The organism is Streptomyces sp. NPDC028635 (genome assembly GCF_040637635.1).
In the GTDB taxonomy this organism is placed as follows: Bacteria; Actinomycetota; Actinomycetes; order Streptomycetales; family Streptomycetaceae; genus Streptomyces.
The window spans coordinates 219,678-241,575 of record NZ_JBEZWX010000010.1; the positions used below are offsets into that span (position 1 = coordinate 219,678).

Consider the following 21,898-nt stretch of genomic DNA (forward strand, 5'->3'; position numbering starts at 1 on the left):
CCGCTGGGTGCACCAGGCGGGCGGCATGTCGGCAGAGGCTATCGGATGCCGCGGAGCGCGTGTTCACCGCCCGTTCAACACCTGATCGACGCGGACTGCACCGCCCTTTGCCGCGATCATCATCGGTGATCGAACCCCCACCCCACAAACCGCCCCTGGACAGACACCGCATCGGGGGACATACGGGTAGAGGCGGCGGGGGTCCGTGTGGCGGGGCGGGGGCGGGCCGGGCGGGCGCCGGGGCGGGTGGTCCGCGGGCGCGCTGCCCGTGCGTGCGGAACCGCACGGAGCTTCCCTGCGGGCAAGGCTTGCTCTCACTCCCCGCGCCCCGCGCCCCCCGGCCGCCGGAGCTCCGGAGCGCACGGAGCGCCGGAGCGCCGGAGCGGATGCTCGTCCGGCTCGGCGTGCAGCCGCTGAGCCGGGCGCCGACGCGCCGCCGGCACCGCATGAGCGCGGGCACGGTATGCACTCGGCCGAGCGCTCCCGGCGAGGCGCGCCCTGGACCCCGAGAACCCGGCGGAGCCGCCCGCAACCGCCTGACCTGGGAATCGTTTGTGCAGGTCAGGGCACATGACAACGGTGTTCAGTGCCGCGTTGCCGGATACCCCCCACCCGTAGTTGACTGGGGGCTCGGGCGTTCACAGGAGGAGTTTTCATGGGGGCTGGGCACGATCACGCGCACGGTCACGGCGGGCATGCGCACACCGCCGGGACGGCGACCGCGGCGTACCGCGGGCGACTGCGGGCCGCGCTGGGGATCACGCTCACCGTGATGGTGGCCGAGATCGTCGGCGGTCTGCTCGCCGACTCCCTCGCGCTGGTCGCCGATGCCGCGCACATGGCGACCGACGCCCTCGGCCTCGGCATGGCCCTGCTGGCGATCCACTTCGCGAACCGCCCGCCCAGCGAGCGCCGCACCTTCGGCCTGGCCCGCGCCGAGATCCTCGCCGCGCTGGCCAACTGTCTGCTCCTGCTCGGCGTGGGCGGCTACGTCCTCATCGAGGCGATCCAGCGCTTCGTCACCCCGGCCGCGACGGAGGGCGGGCTCACGATCTTCTTCGGCGTCTTCGGCCTCGTCGCCAACAGCGTCTCGCTCGCCCTGCTGATGCGCGGCCAGGCGGAGAGCCTCAACGTGCGCGGCGCCTTCCTCGAGGTCGCCGCCGACGCGCTCGGCTCGGTCGCCGTGATCATCGCCGCCGCGGTGATCCTGCTCACCGGCTGGCAGGCCGCCGACCCGATCGCCTCCCTGGTCATCGGCCTGATGATCGTCCCGCGGACCGTCAAGCTGCTGCGCGAGACCCTGGACGTGCTGCTGGAGTCGGCGCCGAAGGGCGTGGACATGGCGGAGGTGCGCACGCACATCCTGGCCCTGGACGGCGTGGAGGACGTCCACGACCTGCACGCCTGGACGATCACCTCGGGCCTGCCGGTGCTCTCCGCGCACGTCGTGGTCAGCACCGAGGTCCTCAACGCGATCGGCCACGAGAAGATGCTGCACGAGCTGCAGGAGTGCCTCGGCGGCCACTTCGACGTGGAGCACTGCACCTTCCAGCTGGAGCCCGGCGGTCACGCGGAGCACGAGGCGCGTCTCTGCCACTGAGCGCCCCCGCCACCGCGCCCCGCTCACCCGGAAAGGACGGTTCCGCGGCCGTCGCCCCGGGCAGCATCAACCACCGGGCCTCCTTCCGGTGACCGGGCGGTCACGGCCGCGGACCGCCTCGGCGCGGGACATGCGGCGTGCCGTCAAGGGCCGGGAGTGCCGGAAATGTACGGCAGACTGGGGGCCGTAGGACGATGCGAAGGATGGGTATGCCGATCACACCTGCCACCGCGACGCACACCTCGTCGTCGAACGGCACCGCGGACGCGATTTTGCTGGAACTGGTCGACGAGAACGGCGTGACGATCGGCACCGAGGAGAAGCTCGCCGCCCATCAGCCTCCCGGGCAGCTGCACCGGGCGTTCTCGGTGTTCCTCTTCGACGAGACCGGCCGGCTGCTGCTCCAGCAGCGGGCGCTGGGCAAGTACCACTCCCCCGGCGTCTGGTCGAACACCTGCTGCGGCCACCCCTACCCCGGTGAGGCGCCCTTCGCCGCCGCCGCCCGCCGCACCCACGAGGAGCTGGGCGTGTCCCCGTCGCTGCTCGCCGAGGCCGGCACGGTGCGCTACAACCACCCGGACCCGGCGTCGGGCCTGGTGGAGCAGGAGTACAACCACCTCTTCGTCGGGCTCGTGCAGTCCGCGCTGCGTCCGGATCCGGAGGAGGTCGGCGCGACGGCCTTCGTGACCCCGGCCGAGCTGGCCGAGCGCCACGCGAAGGACACGTTCTCGGCCTGGTTCATGACCGTGCTGGACGCGGCGCGCCCGGCGGTCAGGGAGCTGACGGGCCCGAACGCGGGCTGGTGAGGTCCCGTCCGGTCCGGTGAGCCCTGGCCTGGTCCGGTGGGCTCCGGCCGTGTCCGGTGAGCCCTGGCCTGGTCCGGTGGGCTCCGGCCGTGTCCGGTGAGCCCGGGCCTGGTCGGTGAGCTCCGACCCGGTCCGGTGGGCTCCGACCCGGTCCGGTGAGTTCCGACCCGGTCCGGTGGGGGCGCGCCGCCGGGCCGGGCGAGGAACGTTACGGCACGCGCGCGGGCGTGAGCGGCAGGGCCGCCCAGATCACCTTGCCACCGCTCGCCGTGTGCTCCACGTCGCACACCCCGCCCGCCTCCCGGGTGATCTCGCGGACCAGCAGCAGTCCGCGCCCGCCGAGCTGCCCGTGGTCGGCCTCCAGGGCGGTGGGGCGGTAGGGGTGGTTGTCCTCCACGGACACCCGCACCCATTCGGCGCCGACCGCCACCTCCACGGCGAGCATCGGCGACAGCAGCGCCGCGTGCCGGACGGCGTTGGTCACCAGCTCCGAGACGATCAGCAGCAGTCCCTGCAGCAGATCCGACGTGACCGGGACGCCCTGGCGGTACAGCAGGTCCCGCACGGCGTGCCGGGCCTGCGGTACGGAGGCGTCGACGGCGGGGGCGGTGAACCGCCACACGCCCTCGTACGGCAGCGGGTCCGGTCTCGGCGGGCCGGCGGGGACGTCCGTCCCGCCCGCCGGGCGGGGGGCGGACCCGCGCCCGTGATCGTCCATCGTCCGGTCGCCACCTCTGCGCTCGATTGTCACCACACGTCGAGTGTTGAGAACACGTCCCTCTCCCCCGCACAGCTGACCAGAAGTAGGCGTATATCGAGCATTGGTGACCGTTGGCGTATGACACGGTCAGATGTGGGACTGCTCGTGTCCCCCTCGTGCCGCCTTCCGGAACTCTTCGGGTTGTACGGGTTCCGCGCGGCCCGCACGCCCGGGGCGTTCGCGGGGTCTTCGCCCAGCGTGGGACGTTTCACCTCGCCCCGGTGCGCAGCCTCACTCCGGCTCCGGTGGGTGGCGCCGATAGCATCCGGCCCATGGAGCCCGAGCTGCAGCACAGCGTCACCGACGCGGTGGCCACCGTCGTCATCCGCCACCCGGCCAAGCGCAACGCCATGACGGCGGCGATGTGGCGGGCACTGCCCCCGCTGCTGGACACCCTGGCCGCCGATCCGGACGTGCGGGTGCTGGTGCTGACCGGCGAGGGCGGCACCTTCTGCGCGGGCGCCGACATCTCCACGCTCCAGGGCTCCCCCGAGGAGGCCCAGCGTCTGGCGGTGCTCGCCGAGGAGGCGCTGGCCGCGTTCCCCAAACCGACACTGGCCGCGGTGCGGGGCCACTGCGTGGGCGGCGGCGCCCAGCTGGCGGCGGCCTGCGATCTGCGGTTCGCGGAGCAGGGCGCGCTGTTCGGGGTGACACCCGCGAAGCTCGGGATCGTCTACCCGGCCTCCGCGACCCGCCGGCTGGCCGCGCTCGTCGGACCGGCGACCACCAAGTACCTGCTGTTCTCCGGGGAGTTGATCGACGCCGAGCGGGCCCTGCGGACCGGACTCGTCGACGAACTGCTGCCGGAGGGCGAACTGGACAAGCGCGTCGCCGAGTTCACTCGCGTCCTGGCCGCCCGCTCACAGCTGACGCAGGCCGCGGCCAAGGAGTTCGCGAACGGCCGTACGGACCGCGAGGCGCACTGGAGCGAGCAGGCGCGCGGCAGCGGCGACACCGCGGAGGGCGTCGCCGCGTTCCTGGAGCGCCGCGCGCCGCGCTTCACGTGGACGACGTCGGGCTGATCCTCACATCAGGCCGATTCCCGCGTCGGACCGCTTCCCCCTCAGGAAGATTCCCACGTCAGGCAGATTCCACGTCAGCCCCCCACGTCCGGCCGGTCCTCACGTCAGCGCGAAACGGCTCGCCGTGCGGAACTCCTCGACGAGGTGCGCGGGAGCCTTCTCGGGTGACCCGGCGTCGTAGGGAGGCTGCGGGTCGTACTCGGTGAGCAGCTGTACGGCCTGCGCGTGCTCGTCACCGGCGATCCGGCCGACCAGGGCGAGCGCCATGTCGATGCCGGAGGAGACCCCGGCGGCGGTGACGTACTTGCCGTCGAAGACCACCCGCTGCCCGGTGGGCTCGGCTCCGTACTGCCGCAGGAGGTCCAGCGCCGCCCAGTGGCTCGTGGCGCGGCGGCCGCGCAGCAGGCCGGCGGCGCCCAGCAGCAGCGACCCGGAGCACACCGAGGTCGTCCACGTGCTGGTCGCGTCGGCCGTGCGCAGCCACTCCGCCAGGGCCTCGTTCCCCGCCTGGTCGAACGTGCCGGGGCCGCCCGCCACCACGACGACGTCGGGGCTCGGGACCTCCCGGTGAGCCCGGTCGGCCGTGACGGCGAGGAAACCGGTGTCGGTACGGACGGCGCCCGGCTCCTGGGCGACGAAGTCGACGTGCGCGTCCGGCAGGCGGCTGAGGATCTCGTAGGGTCCGACGGCGTCGAGGGCGGTGAAACGGTCGTAGACGACCACGGCGATCTGCATGAGGGTCCTTTCAATGGGTGGTGGCGGGTCGGAACCGGCGGCGGTACTCCGCCGGGGAGGCGCCGAGGGCCTTGACGAAGGCGCGCCGCATGGCCTCCGGGGTGCCGTAGCCGCTGGCGCGGGCGACCTCCTCCACGCCGTCCGCGGTGTCCTCCAGCAGACGGCGGGCGTGCTCCAGACGGACGCGGTCGACGTAGCGGCCGGGTGTCGTGCCGGTCTCGGCCTGGAACGCGCGCGTGAAGTGACGCGGCGACAGCCGGGCGCGGGCCGCGAGTGCCTCCACGCCGAGGTCGCCGTCCGGGTGCTCGCTGATCCACTGCTGCACCTCGCGCAGTGGCTCGCGGGAGGCGGTCTGCGCGGCGAGCTGGGCGCTGAACTGCGCCTGGTTCCCGGGCCGGCGCAGGAAGACCACCAGGTGGCGGGCGATGGTGAGCGCGGCGCCCCGGCCGAGGTCCTCCTCCACCAGAGCGAGGGCGAGGTCGATGCCGGAGGTGACACCGGCGGAGGTGCTCACGTGGCCGTCACGGACGTAGATGGGGTCGGGGTCGACCCGGACGTCCGGGTGGTCCCGGGCGAGTGTGTCGCAGTACGCCCAGTGCGTGGTGGCGCGCCGGCCGTCCAGCAGGCCGGCCCGGGCGAGCAGGATCGCGCCGGTGCACACCGAGACCAGCCGCCGTGCCCGCGGTCCGTGCCGGCGCAGCCAGTCGACCAGGTGCGGGTCGGGGCTGCGGGTGCCCTGGCCGCCGGGGACGAGCAGGGTGTGCGGATCGGGCGTGTCCTCCAGCGCCTCGTCCGGTACGAGGAGCAGGCCGCTGGAGGTGCGCACGGGGGCGCCTCCCAGGGACGCCGTCCGCAGGCGGTAGCTGCCCGGCGTATGGTTCCCGGCGCCCGCGAAGACCTCCAGGGGGCCGGTGACATCGAGGCTCTGCACGCCGTCGAAGAGCACGAAGAGAACGGTTCGCTGCGCCATGCCGACGATTCTTCGGCAGCGGCGTGATGGCGGCAACGACGAGTTTCCCACCTTTTCTGCCATGCCCCGCCGACGCGGGAGACGCACGGGACTGGAGCCGGATACCGACTGGTCGGTAACGTGCCCGCCATGACTACTGCCGTCCTTGCACCGCGCGCCGGCCGCCGGTGCCACAACGCGCTCAACACACTGCACGCCACGCACTACTTCGCGCCCGAACTGGGGAAGGAGCTCGGCGCGCTGGGCATCACGCACCCCCGGGCGGCCAACTTCGCCGTCCGTTCGGCGGCGCTCGGACCGGTGGGCGCCGGCACGGTCGCCGCGGCCTTCTACAACTACCGGTACGACCTGGTCGCCGAGCATGTGCCCGCGGTGTGGTCCACGGCCGCGCCCGCCGAGGTGCTCGCCGCACGCGCGCGTGCCGTCGACGGCTCGCTGCGCCGGCTGCTGGGCGAGGAGACGATCGCCTCGGACGGGATGACCGAGGCGGCACGGCTGGCACTGCGGGCCGCGGAGGCCTGTTCCCGCCCCGGGCGGCCGCTGTACGCCGCCCACGCGGACCTGCCGGTGCCGGAGGAGCCGCACCTGGCGTTCTGGCACGCGGCGACGCTGTTGCGCGAGCACCGGGGCGACGGGCACCTCGCGGTGCTGCTGGCGGCCGAGCTGGACGGTCTGGAGGCCGTGGTGACCCACACCGCGACGGGCAAGGGCATGACGCCGTCCTGGGTGTTCACCACGCGCGGCTGGACGCGCGCGGACTGGGAGGCGGCCCAGGGGCGACTGCGTGAGCGCGGCCTGCTCGACGCGTCCGGGGAGCTGACCGAACAGGGCGTGGCGCTGCGCGCGGACATCGAGGAGCAGACGGACCGGCTGGACCGGGCGCCCTACGAGCACCTGGGCGCGGAGGGCGTCGCGCGGCTGACCGACCTCGCGGGCACCTTCGCCCGCACCGCCGCCCTCGCGGGCGCCTTCCCGGCGGACCTGGTCGGCAAGGGCTGAGCCGCGGACCGGGCAGCGACTGAGGCGCAGCCCGGCGAGGGCGCAGGCGCGGGCACGGCTCGGGCGCCGGGCGGGCATGGGCCCGGACGCGGGCACGGCTTGAGCGCAGGCGCGGGCCTGGGCACAGGCATGGGCACAGGCGCGGGCATGGGGCTCGGGCGCGGGCATGGGGCTCGGGCATGGGGCTCGGGCGCGGGCATGGGGCTCGGGCGCGGGCATGGGTTCGGGCGCAGGCCCGGCATGAGCGCAGGCCCCGGCATGAGCTCAGAACCGGGCATGGGCACAGGCCCGGCATGGGCTCGGGTGAAGGCCCGGGCGCGGGCTCACGTGCAGGCCCGGGCATGGGGGCGGTGCGGCGCGGTACCCGGTGCGGGACAACAGTCCCGGACGAGCAAAGGGGATCTACGTGTTCCGTGCGATCGCAGATGTTCTGCGCCAGATCGGGTCGGCGGTGGCCACCGTCGTGACGTTGCCGTTCCGCGCCGTGGCCCGCCTGTTCGGCGGCGCCTCCAGCACGGCCCGGGGACATGGCGCCTGAGCCCAGGGGGCGGGGCGGGCCGGTGAAACGGTGACCACCGCCCGCCCGTCCCGGCCCTCCCCGCCCTCCCGGCCCCGCCCACGCGCACGATCCCGCCCCGCCGGGGCCACGCCCTGATCCGCGTTGTCGGCGCCGCCTGCCACAATTGCCGCGCAACCCGATGTGGAGAAGGCGGTACGGGATCGTGACGACACCCGGATCCATCGAAGTAGGGTCCATCGAAGGCAGGATCGCCGAGGAGCTCGGCGTACGGGAGCGGCAGGTGAAGGCCGCCGTCGAGTTGCTCGACGGCGGTTCGACGGTGCCCTTCATCGCCCGCTACCGCAAGGAAGCGACCGAGATGCTCGACGATGCGCAGCTGCGCACGATCGAGGAGCGGCTGCGCTATCTGCGAGAGCTGGAGGAGCGCCGCACGGCGATCCTCGAATCGGTGCGCGAGCAGGGCAAGCTCACCGACGAGCTGGCGGCGCAGATCCGCGGCGCGGAGACCAAGGCGCGGCTGGAGGACATCTACCTGCCGTACAAGCCCAAGCGGCGCACCAAGGCGCAGATCGCCCGTGAGGCGGGTCTGGAGCCGCTGGCCGAGGGGCTGCTCGGCGATCCGTCCGTCGACCCGCTCGCGGCCGCCGCGGCGTTCGTCGACGCCGGCAAGGGCGTCGCCGATCCGCAGGCCGCCCTGGACGGCGCCCGCGCGATCCTCACCGAGCGGTTCTCGGAGGACGCCGACCTGATCGGCGAGCTGCGCGAGCGCATGTGGGTGCGGGGCCGGCTGGCCGCCAAGGTCCGCGAGGGCAAGGAGGAGGCGGGCGCCAAGTTCGCCGACTACTTCGACTTCGCCGAGCCGTTCACCGAACTGCCCTCGCACCGGATCCTGGCGATGCTGCGCGGCGAGAAGGAGGAGGTCCTCGACCTCGTCCTGGAGCCCGAGGAGCCCACGGACGGACCGTCGTCGTACGAGGGGATCGTCGCCGCGAAGTTCCGGATCGCCGATCGCGGGCGGCCCGGCGACAAGTGGCTGAAGGACACCGTCCGCTGGGCCTGGCGCACCCGCATCCTCGTCCACCTCGGTATCGACCTGCGCCTGAGGCTGCGCACGGCCGCGGAGGACGACGCCGTGGGTGTCTTCGCCGCCAACCTGCGGGACCTGCTGCTCGCCGCCCCGGCCGGCACGCGCGCGACGCTCGGCCTCGACCCCGGTTTCCGCACCGGCGTGAAGGTCGCCGTCGTCGACGCCACCGGCAAGGTCGTCGCCACGGACGTCATCCACCCGCACGTCCCGGCGAACCGGTGGGACGAGGCCATCGCCAAGCTGGCCCGGCTCGCGAAGGAGCACGCGGTCGAGCTGATCGCCATCGGCAACGGCACGGCGTCCCGCGAGACCGACAAGCTCGCCGGCGAGCTGATCGCCAAGCACCCGGAGCTGAACCTCACCAAGGTGATGGTGTCGGAGGCGGGCGCGTCGGTGTACTCGGCGTCGGCGTTCGCCTCGCAGGAGCTGCCCGACATGGACGTGTCGCTGCGCGGCGCGGTGTCCATCGCGCGCCGGCTGCAGGACCCGCTGGCCGAGCTGGTGAAGATCGACCCGAAGTCGATCGGTGTCGGCCAGTACCAGCACGACCTGTCCGAGGTGAAGCTGTCCCGCTCGCTGGACGCGGTCGTGGAGGACTGTGTGAACGGCGTCGGCGTCGACGTGAACACCGCGTCCGCGCCCCTGCTGGCCCGCGTCTCCGGCATCACCTCCGGGCTGGCCGAGAACATCGTCGCGCACCGCGACGCCAACGGCCCCTTCACCTCCCGGGCGGAGCTGAAGAAGGTGCCGCGGCTCGGCCCGAAGGCGTACGAGCAGTGCGCGGGCTTCCTGCGCATCCGCGGCGGCAGCGACCCGCTGGACGCCTCCAGCGTGCACCCGGAGGCCTACCCGGTGGTGCGCCGCATGGTGAAGACCACCGGCCAGGAGGTCGCCTCCCTGATCGGCAACACGTCGGTGCTGCGCTCGCTGAGGCCGCAGGAGTTCGTCGACGACACGTTCGGTCTGCCGACCGTCACCGACATCCTCAGGGAGCTGGAGAAGCCCGGTCGCGACCCGCGGCCCGCCTTCAAGACGGCCACCTTCAAGGAGGGCGTGGAGAAGATCTCCGACCTGAGCTCGGGGATGATCCTGGAGGGTGTCGTCACCAATGTGGCGGCCTTCGGTGCCTTCGTCGACGTCGGTGTCCACCAGGACGGCCTGGTGCACGTGTCCGCGATGTCGAAGACCTTCGTCAAGGACCCGCGTGACGTCGTCAAGCCCGGCGACATCGTGAAGGTGAAGGTCCTCGACGTGGACATCCCGCGCAAGCGGATCTCGCTCACGCTGCGCCTCGACGACGAGGCAGCCCCGCAGGAGAAGTCCGCCGCGCCGTCCGGCGGCGGCCGGCAGCGCGGCGGGCGGCCGCCGCAGCAGCGCCAGGGCCGCGGCAGCGGGGGCGCGGGCGGTGGCGGTGGCGGCCGGCAGGCTGCGGCCCCCGCGAACAGCGCCATGGCCGACGCGCTGCGCCGCGCGGGCCTGCTGGGCGGCGGCGACAAGAAGGGCCGCCGCTAGGACCCGCCGCGGGCGCGCCCGGTTCCGCTTCCAGGAACCGGGCGCGCTCGTACAGTGGCCGTATGACCACTTCGCGTGTGTTCACCTGGGACGTGCCGGCCAGCGGTGGGTTCGAGACCGCGTGGGTCGACTGCGGCCAGGGCGCCCTGCACGCCCGGGGGCGGGCGGTCGGCACGACGCCGGAGCCGTACTGGATCTCCTACGAGCTGGAGACCGCGGAGGACTTCGTCACGCGGCGGCTGCGGGTGACCGCGGAGACCGCCGCCCGCACCCGCACGCTGGAGCTGCGCTACGACGGACGGGGCGGCTGGAGCGCCGACGGGGAGCCGCTGCACGCGCTGACCGGCGCCCTCGACTGCGACCTCGGGCTCAGCCCGCTCACCAACACCATGCCGGTGCTGCGGCACGCCCTGCACCGGGCGGCCGGCGAGCAGGAGTTCCTGATGGCCTGGGTCTCGGTGCCGGGCCTGGTGGTACGCCCGTCCCGCCAGACCTACACCCACCTCGCCCGCCTCCCCGAGGGCGCCGGCCGCGTCCGCTACGCCTCCGGCTCGTTCCGCAGCGACCTGGAGATCGACGCGGAGGGTTTCGTCGTCCACTATCCCCAGCTGGCGACGCGGATCGCGGCGGAATAACCGGGTGAGGGAAGATCGTCTCGTCGGCAGACTGGCCGTATGACCGCAACGGGACCCAAAGAAGACCTGCGCCGCTGCCTCCAGGACGCCCGCGAGGTCGTGCTCTGGAAGCTGGAGGGGCTGTCGGAATACGACGTCCGCCGCCCGCTGACCCCGACCGGCACGAATCTGCTGGGCCTGGTGAAGCACCTGACCGGCGCGGAGGCACTGTACTTCGGCGCGACCTTCGGACGGCCCTGTGACGGGCCGGGGCTGTGGATCGCGGGTGACGCCGAACCGGACGCGGACCTGTGGGCCCGGCCCGAGGAGTCCCGCGAGCAGATCGTCGCCGGGTACCGGAAGGCGTGGACGCACGCGGACGCCACGATCGAAGCGCTGCCGCTGGACACGGTGGGCCGGGTGCCCGGCGGACCCGGCGTCGAACTGACCCTGCACCGGGCCCTCACGCACATGATCGCCGAGACGCACCGGCACGCCGGGCACGCCGACATCGTCCGGGAGCTGATCGACGGGGCCGTGGGCCAGCGGCCGCGCGGCGCCAACACGGCACCGCACGACCCCGGGCACGTGGCCCGCGTGGAGCAGGCGGCGAAGGAGGCGGCCGCCCTGTACGGCGAAGACGCTCCCTAGCGTTCGCCCACCTTGCCGCCGGTGACCTCCAGGTGGCGGGTGACGTGGACCGCTTCCAGCATGCGGCGGTCGTGGGTGACCAGGAGCAGGGTGCCCTCGTAGGCGTCCAGAGCGGATTCCAGTTGCTCGATGGCCGGCAGGTCGAGGTGGTTGGTCGGCTCGTCGAGGACGAGGAGGTTGACGCCCCGGCCCTGGAGGAGCGCCAGGGCCGCACGGGTGCGCTCGCCCGGGGAGAGGGTCGCGGCCGGGCGCATCACATGGTCGGCCTTCAGGCCGAACTTGGCGAGCAGTGTGCGCACCTCGACCGGCTCGGTGTCGGGGACGGCCGCGCCGAACGCCTCCAGCAGGGCCTCGGGGCCGTGGAACAGCTTGCGGGCCTGGTCGACCTCGCCGACCTGCACCCCGGAGCCGAGCGCGGCGTGGCCGGCGTCCAGCGGGACACGGCCGAGCAGGGCGCCGAGCAGGGTGGACTTGCCCGCGCCGTTCGCACCGGTGACCGCCACCCGGTCCGCCCAGTCGATCTGGAGGGAGACCGGGCCGAAGGCGAAGTCGCCGCGCCGGACCTCGGCGTCCCGCAGGGTCGCCACGACCGCGCCGGAGCGCGGGGCGGAGGCGATCTCCATGCGCAGCTCCCACTCCTTGCGCGGCTCCTCGACCACGTCGAGGCGCTCGATCAGCCGCTGCGTCTGGCGGGCCTTCGCGGCCTGTTTCTCGCTGGCCTCGCTGCGGAACTTGCGGCCGATCTTGTCGTTGTCGCCCGCCTTGCGCCGGGCGTTCTTCACCCCCTTGTCCATCCAGGAGCGCTGGGTGCGCGCCCGGTCCTCCAGTGCGGCCTTCTTGTCGGCGTACTCGTCGTAGTCGTCGCGGGCGTGCCGGCGGGCCACCTCGCGCTCCTCCAGGTAGGCGTCGTAGCCGCCGCCGTAGAGGTTGATCTGCTGCTGCGCGAGGTCGAGTTCGAGGACCTTGGTGACCGTGCGGGTGAGGAACTCGCGGTCGTGGCTGACGACGACGGTGGCCGCGCGCAGACCGCTCACGAAGCGTTCGAGGCGCTCCAGGCCGTCGAGGTCGAGGTCGTTGGTGGGCTCGTCGAGGAGGAAGACGTCGTAGCGCGACAGCAGCAGGGAGGCGAGGGAGGCACGGGCCGCCTGGCCTCCGGACAGGGACGTCATCGGCTGGTCCAGGCCGACGGCGAGACCGAGGGAGTCGGCGACCTCCTCCGCGCGCTCGTCGAGGTCCGCGCCGCCGAGGGCGAGCCAGCGCTCCAGGCTCGCCGCGTACGCGTCGTCCGCGCCCGGCGCCCCGTCGACCAGCCCCTGCGTGGCCTCGTCCATGGCGCGCTGAGCGGCCGCGACGCCGGTGCGGCGGGCCAGGAACTCCCGGACGCTCTCCCCCGGCCGGCGCTCCGGTTCCTGCGGGAGGTGGCCCACGGTGGCCGTCGGCGGGGACAGGCGCAGCTCGCCCTGCTCGGGCGGCAGCAGGCCGGCGAGCATGGTCAGCAGCGTGGACTTGCCCGCGCCGTTGGCACCGACCAGCCCGATCACGTCACCGGGCGCGACGACGAGGTCGAGCCCGGAGAAGAGCGAGCGGTCGCCGTGCCCGGCGGCGAGGTTCTTGGCGACGAGAGTGGCAGTCATCAGAGCGCCGATCCTAACGGCCGCCGGTGACAGGGGCGCGGGCCGTCGGGGTGCGGCGGCGGTCAGCTCAGGGCTGTCACCAGGACGTTGCCCGAGGTGCGGGCCACGACCCAGGACTCGCCCTTGACCGTCCTGGCGTCCAGCGGGACGCGGTGGCTGCCGGTTTCGAGGATGCCGTCGAAGACCTCGTGGATGTGGGTGCGCGAGAGCCGGTCGACGCGGTACGCCGTCAGCCGCACCCGGCACGGCGAGGTGACCTCGACGACCGCCTCGCCCCGGTCGGCGGTCAGCCGGGTCAGACGGCGCTGCTCGGCGGGGCTGCGGTCCAGGGCGTGTTCGATCTGCGCCACGAGCAGCGGCACGATCGGTGGCGCCGCGTCCAGGTGTGCCACCCGCACACCGGCGGAGTCGAAGGCCCGGCGTACGGCGGCGCGTTCGGCCTCCCCCGCACCACGGGCGAAGGCGACGGCGCCGTAGCCGCGCAGTTCCTCGGCGCTCACGCCGTCCGCGTCGTGGGCGATGTCGGCACCGATGCCGATGGCGCGCAGCGCGGCGGCGAGCTTGGCGAGCAGGGCGACGCGGGCGCCGATGAGCAGCACCCGGCGGAGGCCGGCGTCCGGCAGCGCGGCCAGCGCCGCCCGGTACTGTTCTCCGCGGAACCGGAACGGCCCTATGCCGTGGTAGCCGTCGCGTTCCAGGTCGACGTGCTCGCGGGTCTGCCACGCGAAGTCCCGCCAGACGTAGTCCTCTCCGTCCCGCTGGATGACCGCGGTGACCGCGCCGCAGGCCAGGTCGGCGCACTCGGGGCAGCCGTAGATGACGTACCGCCCGCCGGGCAGCGGCGCGTCGGCCTCGCGGAGCAGGCCCCGCACCTGCTCGGTGAAGATGGCGGGCGGCACGTCGGAGGCGAGCGGGGAGACGGCGTCGAGGTCGGCGAGCCGGAACAGCAGCGGGCGGCCGTCCACGACGAAGTCGAGGAAGTCCCGGTGGACCTGGTAGGCGCCGTCGGCGAGGACGGAGCCCGCACGGGTCGCCGGGGCCAGGCCGAAGGTCGCGTACGCGGCAGACATGCTGTGAGTATTCCCGCGTCGTCACCGATGTGAGCGCGGCATGACACATTCCGCTACCGTCCCGGTGTGGAGAGTGAGCAGAGCGACGACGTGATCGTGGTCGGCGGCGGGGTCGTGGGGCTGACCACCGCGGTGGTCCTGGCCGAGCGCGGCCGACGGGTGCGGGTGTGGACGCGGGACCCGGTGGAGCGGACGACCTCGGCTGTCGCCGGGGCGCTGTGGTGGCCGTACCACATCAAGCCGGTGGTCTCGGCGCGGACGTGGGCGCTGCGCTCCCTGGACGTGTACGAGGAGTTGGCGAAGAACTCCGAGGAGACCGGCGTACGCCTGGTCGAAGGCGTACTGGGCGAGACGGAGCTGGACGAGGTCACCGGGTGGGCGGCCGCGCGGCTGCCGGGGCTGCGGGCCTCGGAGAAGGCGGAGTACACCGGGTCGGGGGTGTGGGCGCGGCTGCCGTTGATCGACATGGCGGTGCATCTGCCGTGGCTGCGGCGGCGGTTCACGGCGGCGGGCGGGATCGTCGAGGAGCGCACGGTGTCCGATCTGGACCGGGTGCCGGCCTCGGTGGTGGTGAACTGCACCGGTCTGGGCGCCCGGTCGCTCGTCCCGGACCCGGCGGTGCGGCCGGTGCGGGGCCAGTTGGTGGTGGTGGAGAACCCCGGTGTGCGCACCTGGCTCGTCTCGACGACCGCCGACGGCGCGTTGGCCTATCTGTTCCCGCACCGGGACCGTCTGCTGCTGGGCGGCACCGCGCAGGACGGCGACTGGTCCACCGAGCCCGACCCGGCCGTGGCCGAGGCGATCGTGCGGCGGTGCGCGGCACTGCGGCCGGAGGTGGCCGATGCGCGTGTGCTGGAGCACCGGGTGGGGCTGCGGCCCGCGCGGGACGCGGTCCGGCTGGAGCGTGAAGTCCGGCCGGACGGGCGGGTGGTGGTGCACCACTACGGGCACGGCGGCGCGGGCGTCACCGTGGCGTGGGGCTGTGCGGAGGAGGCGGCCGGCTTGGCCGCCCCCTCCTGAGGCGCCCCTCGTGCAAATGCGCTGGTGACGTCCCCTGGTGAGGGTCAGGGCACGCGCGGGGTGCTGCGCGGCCCGTGCACGCCCTTCAGCGCGGCCGGGTGCGGGGCCGGGCCGGCCGCCGCGGCCGTGGCCCGGGCGAAGGCACCGGCGCCGCCGACCAGCGGGAGCCGGGCGGAGGTCCGGGCCAGGTCGAGGGTGAGGGTCGGAGTGGTGGACGGCGGATCGATGAGGTCCTTGTCGGTGCCGGCCACGATCAGCGCCAGCCGGTGGCCCCTGGGTACGACGTGGTCGGTCGCCGCCAGATCGACGGTGATCGTGTACGACCGGCCCGGGACGAGCGGCGCGCCCTTGCCCGGGTCGGCCCAGGTGCCGAGGTCGGCCCAGCCGCGGCTGACGACGGTGTAGCCGACGTCGGTGACCTTGGCCCGCGTCTCCTTGAAGCAGGCGCTGTCGCCCGCGGTGCTCGCACCCCAGCAGGTGCGGTCGGTGAGGGTGGTGATGCCCTCGGCGGCGTCGGCGTAGTCCCGGATGGTGGCCGGCCCGACGTCGACGAGGACCGCCGACAGGTGAGCCGTGGTGGTGGTCGGCGTCGCGGTGACGGTGACCTCGGAGGAGCCGGACAGGCGCAGGTCGCGGGTGAGCGGCGCGGTGGTGAACCCGGCCTTGTCGGGGGTGGGCCGGTCGAGCTGCGCGGCCCAGTCGGTCTCGCTGTGCCGCGGGTCGTCGGTGAACGTCGCGGTGCCGGTGGCCGGGCGCAGGCGGAGGGCGCCGACGCCGGGCTCGCTGCCCGGGGCGGGCCGCAGGGTCGTGAGGCGGGTGCCGTTCGGCGGCCATACCGGCGAGGTGACCCAGTGGTCGGGGCGGCGCTCGATGTCGGCCATGGGTTCGCGGTCGATGCCGTTGTCGTAGCCGAGGAGTTCGTGGTCGAACCAGCGGTGCAGGGTGTCGACCCAGGCGCCGCGGCGGAAGTCGAAGGGGTCGACGTGGCCGGTCTGGGAGAGCCAGATCTTGCGCTTCACGCCGTTCTTCGCGAGAGCGTCCCACCACTGGCCGAGGTGCTTCGTGCGCACGTTGAGGTCCTGCATGCCGTGCACGAGGAAGACGCTCGCACGGACCTTCTTCGCGTCCTTCACGTAGTCGCGCTCGGTCCACAGGGGGGTCAGGTCACCGCTGCGGGGAGCGCCGTCGACGAGCTTTCGCTGTACGGCGGCGCAACGGGCGCGGGCGTCGGGGCTGTCGACGTAGTCGGACAGCCATTCGGGGCCGGAGTCGTACAGCGGGGCGCCCTGCTGGAAGTAGTAGTCGTACCAGGAGGAGATCGCGCTGATCGGGACGATCGTCCTCAGGCCCTTGACGCCGGTCGCTGCGACGCCGTTGGCGATGGTGCCGTCCCAGCTCTTGCCGATCATTCCGGTGCGGCCGTCGGTCCAGCCGGCCCGGACGGTGGTGTTCCCGGTGCGGGAGGTGTACGCCTTCGCCCGGCCGTTCAGCCAGTCGATCACGGCCTTGGCGGACAGGACGTCGGAGCGGCCGCCGACGTCGACACAGCCGTCGGAGCGGTTGGTGCCGGCGAGGTCGACGCCGACGACGGCGTACCCGCGCGGGACGAAGTAGTTGTCGTAGAAGAGCGGCATCTGCACGACGTGGCCATCGGCGTCGTAAGTCTTCTTCTGGCTCTCGTTGCCGCGGCCGCAGCAGGAGTAGTAGGGACTGGCGTCCATGATGACGGGCACCTTGCGGCCCTGCGCGGCCGGCTCGCGGGGCCGGACGATGTCGGCGGCGACGCGGTCGGTGCGGCCGTCGCCGTCGCCGTCGAGCCCGGTGTCCACCCAGACGGCCTCGCGGATGGCGTGCGCGTACGAGTAGACGGGCCGGCTCTCGCGCGGGGTGCCGTGCGCGGCGGCCGGGGTGAGAAGGGCGGCCACCAGGGCGGCGACCGCGGCTGTCACGAGCGTTCTTGTGGTCGTGAAGCGCGTGCGTTTCGGCATGCGCGGACGGTACATCGGTCAACTCCCGTGCAGAAGAGGGCACACGGGGACCGGTGGGTCGGGCCGGGCGAGCAGGTGGTGAGGAGTGTCGAACGGCTTCGGTCATGACGGCTGAATGGCGATCGTGTGACAGGGGGGGCCATGGACATGACCGGGGGTGGAGGGACTCAATAGGCTCGAACGAACTTCGGTCCCCTACGACTTGGAGCTTTCGTGCACCGCAGAATCATCGCGCCGGGCGCACTGGCCGCCGCCTCCGTCCTGCTGGCGATCCCGGCATCGGCGGCGAGCTTCTCCCCCGGCGCCCCGGGCATCGGCGACCCCTACTACCCGGCCTACGGCAACGGCGGATACGACGTCTCCCATTACGACCTCAGGCTGAAGTACCAGCCGGCCACCGACGAGCTGGAGGGCACGGCGACGATCCTGGCGCGCACCACGCAGGATCTGTCGCGGTTCGACCTGGACTTCCTGCTGGACGTGAGCGAGGTCCGGGTCAACGGGGCCAAGGCCTCCTTCACGACGTCGGGCGAGCACGAGCTGGTGATCACGCCGAGGACGCCGCTGCCGAAGGGGACGGCGGTCACCGTCGTCGTGCGCTACAGCGGGGTGCCGTCGTCGAAAAAGGCGTACGGCTTCACGAGCTGGCACCGCACCCCGGACGGCGGCATCGGGGCGAACGAGCCGGAAGCGGCGTGGTGGTGGTTCCCCAGCAACGACCACCCGCTGGACAAGGCCACCTACGACGTGTCCGTGCTGGTGCCCGACGGGACGCAGGCCCTGTCCAACGGCACGCTGCAGTCGACGAGTTCCAAGCTCGGCTGGACGCGCTGGAACTGGCGTGAGAACAAGCCGCAGGCGACGTATCTGGCCACCTTGGCGCTCGGGAAGTTCGACATCACGACGTCCACTTCCGAGGGCGGTGTCCCCGTCGTCAACGCCTACAGCAAGGACCTCGGCGACAACGACGGCGCGGCGCGGGCCAGCGTGGAGCGCACCGGGGAACTCGTCGACTGGCTGAGCGGCTACTTCGGGCCGTACCCGTTCTCGTCGGCGGGCGGCTACGTCCCCAACACGACCACCGGGTACGCGCTGGAGACCCAGACCCGCGTCTACTACAGCCCGCGGCAGTTCGCGAACGGCGCCAACACCTCCGTCGTCGTGCACGAGCTGGCCCACCAGTGGTGGGGCGACAGCGTGTCGCTCAAGAGCTGGAAGGACATCTGGATCAACGAGGGCTTCGCGCGGTACGCGCAGTGGCTGTGGTCGGAGCACGAGGGCGAGGGCACGGCACAGGAGCTGGCGGACTACGTGTACGCCTCGCACCCGGCCGACGACCCCTTCTGGACGGTGAAGCCGGGCGACCCCGGTCCGGACAACCAGTTCGACACCGCGGTCTACGACCGGGGCGCGCTGGCCATCCAGGCGCTGCGCAACGAGATCGGTGACGACGCGTTCTTCAGGATCCTGAAGGGCTGGCCGCAGCGGTACGCCTACGGCAACGCGTCGGTGGCCGACTTCCAGCGCTACGCCGAGCAGGTCTCCGGCAAGCCTCTGGCGTCCCTCTTCGACACCTGGCTGTACGAGCCGACGAAGCCGGCCACCCCGGCGGCCCACGCGGCATCCCTCACCCGGACCTCCGCGACCCCGGCCCAGCCGAAGTCCTGGAAGAAGATCGCAGCCACGAACGAGGCACACGCCCACTGACCCCGTCCCCGGCCGGCCTCCTCGGGACGCCGGCCGGAAAGGCAGCACGCGCCCCGGAGGAGCACCAGCCGGCCGCCCCGGGGCGAGGCACACGCCCCGGAAGGGGCGCGGGGAACGGCGCGCCCAGCCGCATACGGCCCGCACTCGGCAGCCGGACGGCCCGCGCAAAGGCCCTCCGGTCGCACCGTGGACACCGCGCACCCCTCCCGGACATGCCTCCGGCGGCACCGTGACCACACGGTGCCGCCGGAGGCGAACGCCTCACCTGTGGTCGTACACCGTCACGGCTGTCCCCCGCCGCACCAGCCGCTCGGTGATCAGGGGTTCCACATGGGACCACTTCCCGCCGGCGAGGCCGCAGCCGATGCGGGGCATGTGGACGGACGCATCGAGCTCGAGGGCCTTGTCGGCCAGACGGGTCAGCGCTGCGTCGATGGCCTCGTAGCGGACCGGGACGCCCTTGCTGCCCGTGCGTATGCCGCGCTGGCCGATCATGTTGGCCACCCAGATGTGCCGCTCGACCTGCACGAACTGCACGGCCCCCAGGCCGAAGTCGTTCTCGGCGCGATCGCGGTGCCAGGCGCGGTAAGCCTTCTCCGGCTCCGGCCAGCGGCGCGAGAGCGCCAGCACGAAGCCCTTCCCCCAGCCCCCGATGTCGTTGCAGACGTGGGCGATCAGCTTGACGCCCTTGACCGACGGCACGGTGGCGTCACCTCGGACATACTCGATCTCCGACATGACGCCACCGTAGGCGGTGCCACTGACAGTGGCTGTGACTGTGGCTACCGCGTGACTTCGCGGGCCGTGTTCTCGGTGACGCGGCGGCGGACTGCGAACCAGCCTGCGGTCAACAGGACCGCGATCAGGGGGATCAGGAGCAGCGTCTTGCGGCCGACGTCGGGGTCGTTCCACATCATGCCGAGGCAGGCCAGCAGGAACGCCACCGTGGCGATCTCCGTGACGGGGCTGCCGGGCAGGCGGAAGTTCGGCCGGGTGACGAGGCCCGCCTTGGCCCGGCGCACGAAGACCAGGTGGCAGATCATGATGATCACCCACGTGCTGATGATGCCGAGGGAGGCCACGTTCAGCACGATCTCGAAGGCCTGGCTCGGCATCAGGTAGTTCAGGCCCACGCCGAGCACACAGATGCCGCAGGTCAGCAGGATGCCGCCGTACGGCACCTGGCTGCGGCTCATGACGCGGGTGAACTTCGGCGCCGAGCCGGCCATCGCCATGGAGCGCAGGATGCGGCCGGTGGAGTACAGACCGGAGTTCAGCGAGGACATGGCCGCGGTCAGGACGACGAGGTTCATCACGTCGCCGGCCGCCGGCACACCGATCTTCGACAGGACGGTCACGAAGGGGCTCTGGTCACCGGAGTACACCGACCCCGGCAGCAGCAGCGCCAGCAGGACGACCGAGCCGACGTAGAACAGGCCGACGCGCCACATGATCGAGTTCACCGCGCGCGGGACGACCTTCTCCGGCTCGGAGGTCTCGCCCGCCGCGACGCCGACCAGCTCCAGCGCCGCGTACGCGAAGATCACGCCCTGCATGACCAGGACGACCGGCATCACACCGTGCGGGAAGACACCGCCGTGGTCGGTGATCACGCTCAGGCCGGGCGTGTGACCGCCGACCTCGTGCTGCGTGGCCAGCAGGAAGATGCCGATCAGCATGAAGGCGACCAGCGTGACCACCTTGACGATGGAGAACCAGAACTCCATCTCGCCGAAGATCTTCACGGAGATGAGGTTCACGGTGAGCACCACCGCGAGCGCGATCAGCGCCAGCACCCACTGCGGGATGGGCGTGAACAGGCTCCAGTAGTGCGTGTACAGCGCGATCGCGGTGATGTCGGCGATACCGGTCGTCGACCAGTTCAGGAAGTACATCCAGCCGGCGACGTACGCGCCCTTCTCGCCGAGGAACTCGCGCGCGTACGACACGAACGATCCGGAGGAGGGGCGGTAGAGGACCAGCTCGCCGAGCGCCCGCACCACGAAGAAGGCGAAGATGCCGCAGACGAGGTAGGCCAGCGCGAGGGCGGGGCCCGCGTTGTGCAGCCGGCCACCGGCGCCCAGGAACAGGCCGGTGCCGATCGCGCCGCCGATCGCGATCATGTTGACGTGGCGGTGCTTGAGGTCCTTGCTGTAACCGGCGTCGCCCGCGTCCGCGGGCGTAGCGGTCGCCGCGGGGTGTGCGGCGGCCTGTGCCGTGTGCACGGCTTCCTTGCTCACGGGTGGTTCCACTCTCTGGTGCGGCCCGAGCGGGTTGCCCTCGGGACTCGTACGTGGCTCGGCCCGCACCACCCCCTCACGGCACAGACCAAGGCAGCAGCTTCCCAGGGAGATCACTTCTCATGCGATGGTCCATGTCACAGAGCGGTTCTTCTCACATGGGGTTCACGAACCGTTCACCAGGAAAGAGCAGCGGTCCGCTCCGTGCACGACGGGTGTCACAGCACCGGTGAGACAGTGATACTGCTGCACATGACGACCACCGAGGAGCCGACCCTCACGATCGACGAGCTGGCCGCCCGCGCGGGCGTCACCGTGCGCACGGTCCGTTTCTACAGCACCAAGGGTCTGCTCCCGCCGCCCGAACTGGGCCCGCGCCGGGTGGGCCGCTACGGCGCCGGTCATCTCGCGCGCCTGGCGCTGATCGAGGAGCTGCAGCGCCAGGGCATGACGCTGGCGGCGATCGAGCGGTATCTGCGGCAGCTCCCGGCCGACCTCAGCGCCCGCGACCTCGCCCTGCACCGCGCGGTGGTGGCGTCCTGGGCGCCGGACACCGTGGAGTCGGTGAGCCGGGAGGAGCTGCAGCGGCGGGCGGGCCGCGCGCTGGGCGACGCCGAGATCCAGCGGCTGACGGCGATGAACGTCGTCGTGCCGGAGGACGACAGCGAGGACGGCAGCGAGGACGGCGAGGCCGGCGCGGGCGGCGGCGGTTACCGCGTCGACGCCGGGCTGCTGCGGCTCGGCGTCGAGCTGCTGGACGTACCGCTGTCGCAGGAGACCGTGCTCGCCGCCCGCAGTGTGCTGATCGAGCACTCCCGCGCGGCCGCGCGGGAGCTGTCGGGGCTGCTGCGGGCCGCGGGGGGGGGGCCCCGCCCCCCCGGCGGGGGGTGTGGGTGCGCCCCAAATCAACCCCCCGGGGGGGCGGGCCGCCGGGCCGCCAGCCAACCGGCGGGGCGCGGGCGA

At 72.8% G+C, this 21,898-nt stretch carries 19 protein-coding genes; 11 read left to right on the forward strand and 8 right to left on the reverse strand.

The window, feature by feature from the left end:
* The first annotated feature begins 655 nt into the window (after positions 1 to 655).
* Together AB0E88_RS14295 and idi are read left to right on the forward strand one after the other, a co-directional pair.
* The gene (locus AB0E88_RS14295) at positions 656 to 1,600 is read left to right on the forward strand and encodes a cation diffusion facilitator family transporter (RefSeq protein WP_361629233.1); all 945 of its coding nucleotides are present in this window, start codon (positions 656 to 658) and stop codon (positions 1,598 to 1,600) included.
* A gap of 209 nt (positions 1,601 to 1,809) precedes the next feature.
* The gene (gene idi / locus AB0E88_RS14300) at positions 1,810 to 2,406 is read left to right on the forward strand and encodes an isopentenyl-diphosphate Delta-isomerase (protein WP_361629236.1); all 597 of its coding nucleotides are present in this window, start codon (positions 1,810 to 1,812) and stop codon (positions 2,404 to 2,406) included.
* 208 nt (positions 2,407 to 2,614) lie between these two features.
* Here the strand turns inward: idi and AB0E88_RS14305 are convergent, their stop codons facing one another.
* On the reverse strand, positions 2,615 to 3,124 hold the full coding sequence (locus AB0E88_RS14305; RefSeq protein ID WP_361629239.1) for an ATP-binding protein: 510 nt from the start codon (positions 3,122 to 3,124) through the stop codon (positions 2,615 to 2,617).
* Positions 3,125 to 3,438: 314 nt separating this feature from the next.
* On the opposite strand from AB0E88_RS14305, the gene AB0E88_RS14310 reads away from it, so the two are divergent.
* Positions 3,439 to 4,188: an enoyl-CoA hydratase/isomerase family protein gene (locus AB0E88_RS14310; protein WP_361629242.1), complete on the forward strand. Its 750-nt coding sequence runs from the start codon at positions 3,439 to 3,441 to the stop codon at positions 4,186 to 4,188.
* 99 nt (positions 4,189 to 4,287) lie between these two features.
* On the opposite strand, the gene AB0E88_RS14315 is transcribed toward AB0E88_RS14310, so the two are convergent.
* Both AB0E88_RS14315 and AB0E88_RS14320 read right to left on the reverse strand, forming a co-directional pair.
* Complete coding sequence (locus tag AB0E88_RS14315; protein WP_361629245.1) at positions 4,288 to 4,923, reverse strand: DJ-1/PfpI family protein; 636 nt, start codon at positions 4,921 to 4,923, stop codon at positions 4,288 to 4,290.
* 10 nt (positions 4,924 to 4,933) lie between these two features.
* Complete coding sequence (locus tag AB0E88_RS14320; protein ID WP_361629248.1) at positions 4,934 to 5,893, reverse strand: GlxA family transcriptional regulator; 960 nt, start codon at positions 5,891 to 5,893, stop codon at positions 4,934 to 4,936.
* A 129-nt stretch (positions 5,894 to 6,022) separates the two neighbouring features.
* Between AB0E88_RS14320 and AB0E88_RS14325 the strand changes: the two genes are divergently transcribed.
* From AB0E88_RS14325 to AB0E88_RS14345, 5 genes are all read left to right on the forward strand, one after another.
* Entirely contained in the window at positions 6,023 to 6,892 is an 870-nt protein-coding gene (locus AB0E88_RS14325) for a hypothetical protein (RefSeq protein ID WP_361629251.1), read from the forward strand.
* Positions 6,893 to 7,298: 406 nt separating this feature from the next.
* A complete protein-coding gene (locus AB0E88_RS14330; RefSeq protein WP_361629254.1) occupies positions 7,299 to 7,430 on the forward strand; it encodes an LPFR motif small protein in 132 nt (43 codons plus the stop codon).
* Positions 7,431 to 7,614: 184 nt separating this feature from the next.
* Positions 7,615 to 10,011 (forward strand): Tex family protein, encoded by a 2,397-nt coding sequence (locus AB0E88_RS14335; protein ID WP_361629257.1) that lies wholly within the window; start codon positions 7,615 to 7,617, stop codon positions 10,009 to 10,011.
* A 62-nt stretch (positions 10,012 to 10,073) separates the two neighbouring features.
* Complete coding sequence (locus AB0E88_RS14340; RefSeq protein WP_361629260.1) at positions 10,074 to 10,646, forward strand: putative glycolipid-binding domain-containing protein; 573 nt, start codon at positions 10,074 to 10,076, stop codon at positions 10,644 to 10,646.
* 39 nt (positions 10,647 to 10,685) lie between these two features.
* The gene (locus AB0E88_RS14345; RefSeq protein WP_361629263.1) at positions 10,686 to 11,276 is read left to right on the forward strand and encodes a DinB family protein; all 591 of its coding nucleotides are present in this window, start codon (positions 10,686 to 10,688) and stop codon (positions 11,274 to 11,276) included.
* Here AB0E88_RS14345 and AB0E88_RS14350 read toward each other — a convergent pair.
* On the reverse strand, positions 11,273 to 12,910 hold the full coding sequence (locus tag AB0E88_RS14350) for an ABC-F family ATP-binding cassette domain-containing protein (protein ID WP_361629266.1): 1,638 nt from the start codon (positions 12,908 to 12,910) through the stop codon (positions 11,273 to 11,275). The two genes, AB0E88_RS14345 and AB0E88_RS14350, sit on opposite strands and share 4 nt — an antisense overlap.
* A 62-nt stretch (positions 12,911 to 12,972) precedes the next feature.
* Positions 12,973 to 13,980, reverse strand: coding sequence for an oxidoreductase (locus AB0E88_RS14355; protein WP_361629269.1), 1,008 nt, complete (start codon positions 13,978 to 13,980; stop codon positions 12,973 to 12,975).
* Positions 13,981 to 14,046: 66 nt separating this feature from the next.
* Here AB0E88_RS14355 and AB0E88_RS14360 point away from each other — a divergent pair, with 66 nt between their 5' ends.
* Positions 14,047 to 15,000 (forward strand): FAD-dependent oxidoreductase, encoded by a 954-nt coding sequence (locus tag AB0E88_RS14360; RefSeq protein ID WP_361629272.1) that lies wholly within the window; start codon positions 14,047 to 14,049, stop codon positions 14,998 to 15,000.
* A gap of 44 nt (positions 15,001 to 15,044) precedes the next feature.
* On the opposite strand, the gene AB0E88_RS14365 is transcribed toward AB0E88_RS14360, so the two are convergent.
* Positions 15,045 to 16,988 carry a Xaa-Pro dipeptidyl-peptidase gene (locus AB0E88_RS14365; protein ID WP_361629275.1) on the reverse strand — a complete coding sequence of 648 codons (1,944 nt, stop codon included), beginning with the start codon at positions 16,986 to 16,988 and terminating at the stop codon, positions 15,045 to 15,047.
* 213 nt (positions 16,989 to 17,201) lie between these two features.
* Between AB0E88_RS14365 and AB0E88_RS14370 the strand changes: the two genes are divergently transcribed.
* The gene (locus AB0E88_RS14370; RefSeq protein WP_361629278.1) at positions 17,202 to 18,695 is read left to right on the forward strand and encodes a M1 family metallopeptidase; all 1,494 of its coding nucleotides are present in this window, start codon (positions 17,202 to 17,204) and stop codon (positions 18,693 to 18,695) included.
* Between the two features lie 261 nt (positions 18,696 to 18,956).
* Here AB0E88_RS14370 and AB0E88_RS14375 read toward each other — a convergent pair whose 3' ends face one another.
* Together AB0E88_RS14375 and AB0E88_RS14380 are read right to left on the reverse strand one after the other, a co-directional pair.
* Entirely contained in the window at positions 18,957 to 19,433 is a 477-nt protein-coding gene (locus AB0E88_RS14375; RefSeq protein ID WP_361629281.1) for a macro domain-containing protein, read from the reverse strand.
* Between the two features lie 44 nt (positions 19,434 to 19,477).
* Positions 19,478 to 20,935, reverse strand: a complete 1,458-nt coding sequence (locus tag AB0E88_RS14380) for an amino acid permease (RefSeq protein ID WP_361629284.1) — start codon at positions 20,933 to 20,935, stop codon at positions 19,478 to 19,480.
* A gap of 252 nt (positions 20,936 to 21,187) precedes the next feature.
* Between AB0E88_RS14380 and AB0E88_RS14385 the strand changes: the two genes are divergently transcribed.
* A partial coding sequence (locus tag AB0E88_RS14385; protein ID WP_361629287.1) for a MerR family transcriptional regulator occupies positions 21,188 to 21,898 on the forward strand: 711 nt, incomplete at its 3' end.

Excerpts from the sequence above, each read along its gene's own strand:
- AB0E88_RS14295 (WP_361629233.1), top strand. The coding sequence starts at position 656 with ATGGGGGCTGGGCACGATCACGCGCACGGTCACGGCGGGCATGCGCAC.
- idi (WP_361629236.1), top strand. The coding sequence starts at position 1,810 with ATGCCGATCACACCTGCCACCGCGACGCACACCTCGTCGTCGAACGGC.
- AB0E88_RS14305 (WP_361629239.1), bottom strand. The coding sequence starts at position 3,124 with ATGGACGATCACGGGCGCGGGTCCGCCCCCCGCCCGGCGGGCGGGACG.
- AB0E88_RS14310 (WP_361629242.1), top strand. The coding sequence starts at position 3,439 with ATGGAGCCCGAGCTGCAGCACAGCGTCACCGACGCGGTGGCCACCGTC.
- AB0E88_RS14315 (WP_361629245.1), bottom strand. The coding sequence starts at position 4,923 with ATGCAGATCGCCGTGGTCGTCTACGACCGTTTCACCGCCCTCGACGCC.
- AB0E88_RS14320 (WP_361629248.1), bottom strand. The coding sequence starts at position 5,893 with ATGGCGCAGCGAACCGTTCTCTTCGTGCTCTTCGACGGCGTGCAGAGC.
- AB0E88_RS14325 (WP_361629251.1), top strand. The coding sequence starts at position 6,023 with ATGACTACTGCCGTCCTTGCACCGCGCGCCGGCCGCCGGTGCCACAAC.
- AB0E88_RS14340 (WP_361629260.1), top strand. The coding sequence starts at position 10,074 with ATGACCACTTCGCGTGTGTTCACCTGGGACGTGCCGGCCAGCGGTGGG.
- AB0E88_RS14345 (WP_361629263.1), top strand. The coding sequence starts at position 10,686 with ATGACCGCAACGGGACCCAAAGAAGACCTGCGCCGCTGCCTCCAGGAC.
- AB0E88_RS14350 (WP_361629266.1), bottom strand. The coding sequence starts at position 12,910 with ATGACTGCCACTCTCGTCGCCAAGAACCTCGCCGCCGGGCACGGCGAC.
- AB0E88_RS14355 (WP_361629269.1), bottom strand. The coding sequence starts at position 13,980 with ATGTCTGCCGCGTACGCGACCTTCGGCCTGGCCCCGGCGACCCGTGCG.
- AB0E88_RS14365 (WP_361629275.1), bottom strand. The coding sequence starts at position 16,988 with ATGCCGAAACGCACGCGCTTCACGACCACAAGAACGCTCGTGACAGCC.
- AB0E88_RS14375 (WP_361629281.1), bottom strand. The coding sequence starts at position 19,433 with ATGTCGGAGATCGAGTATGTCCGAGGTGACGCCACCGTGCCGTCGGTC.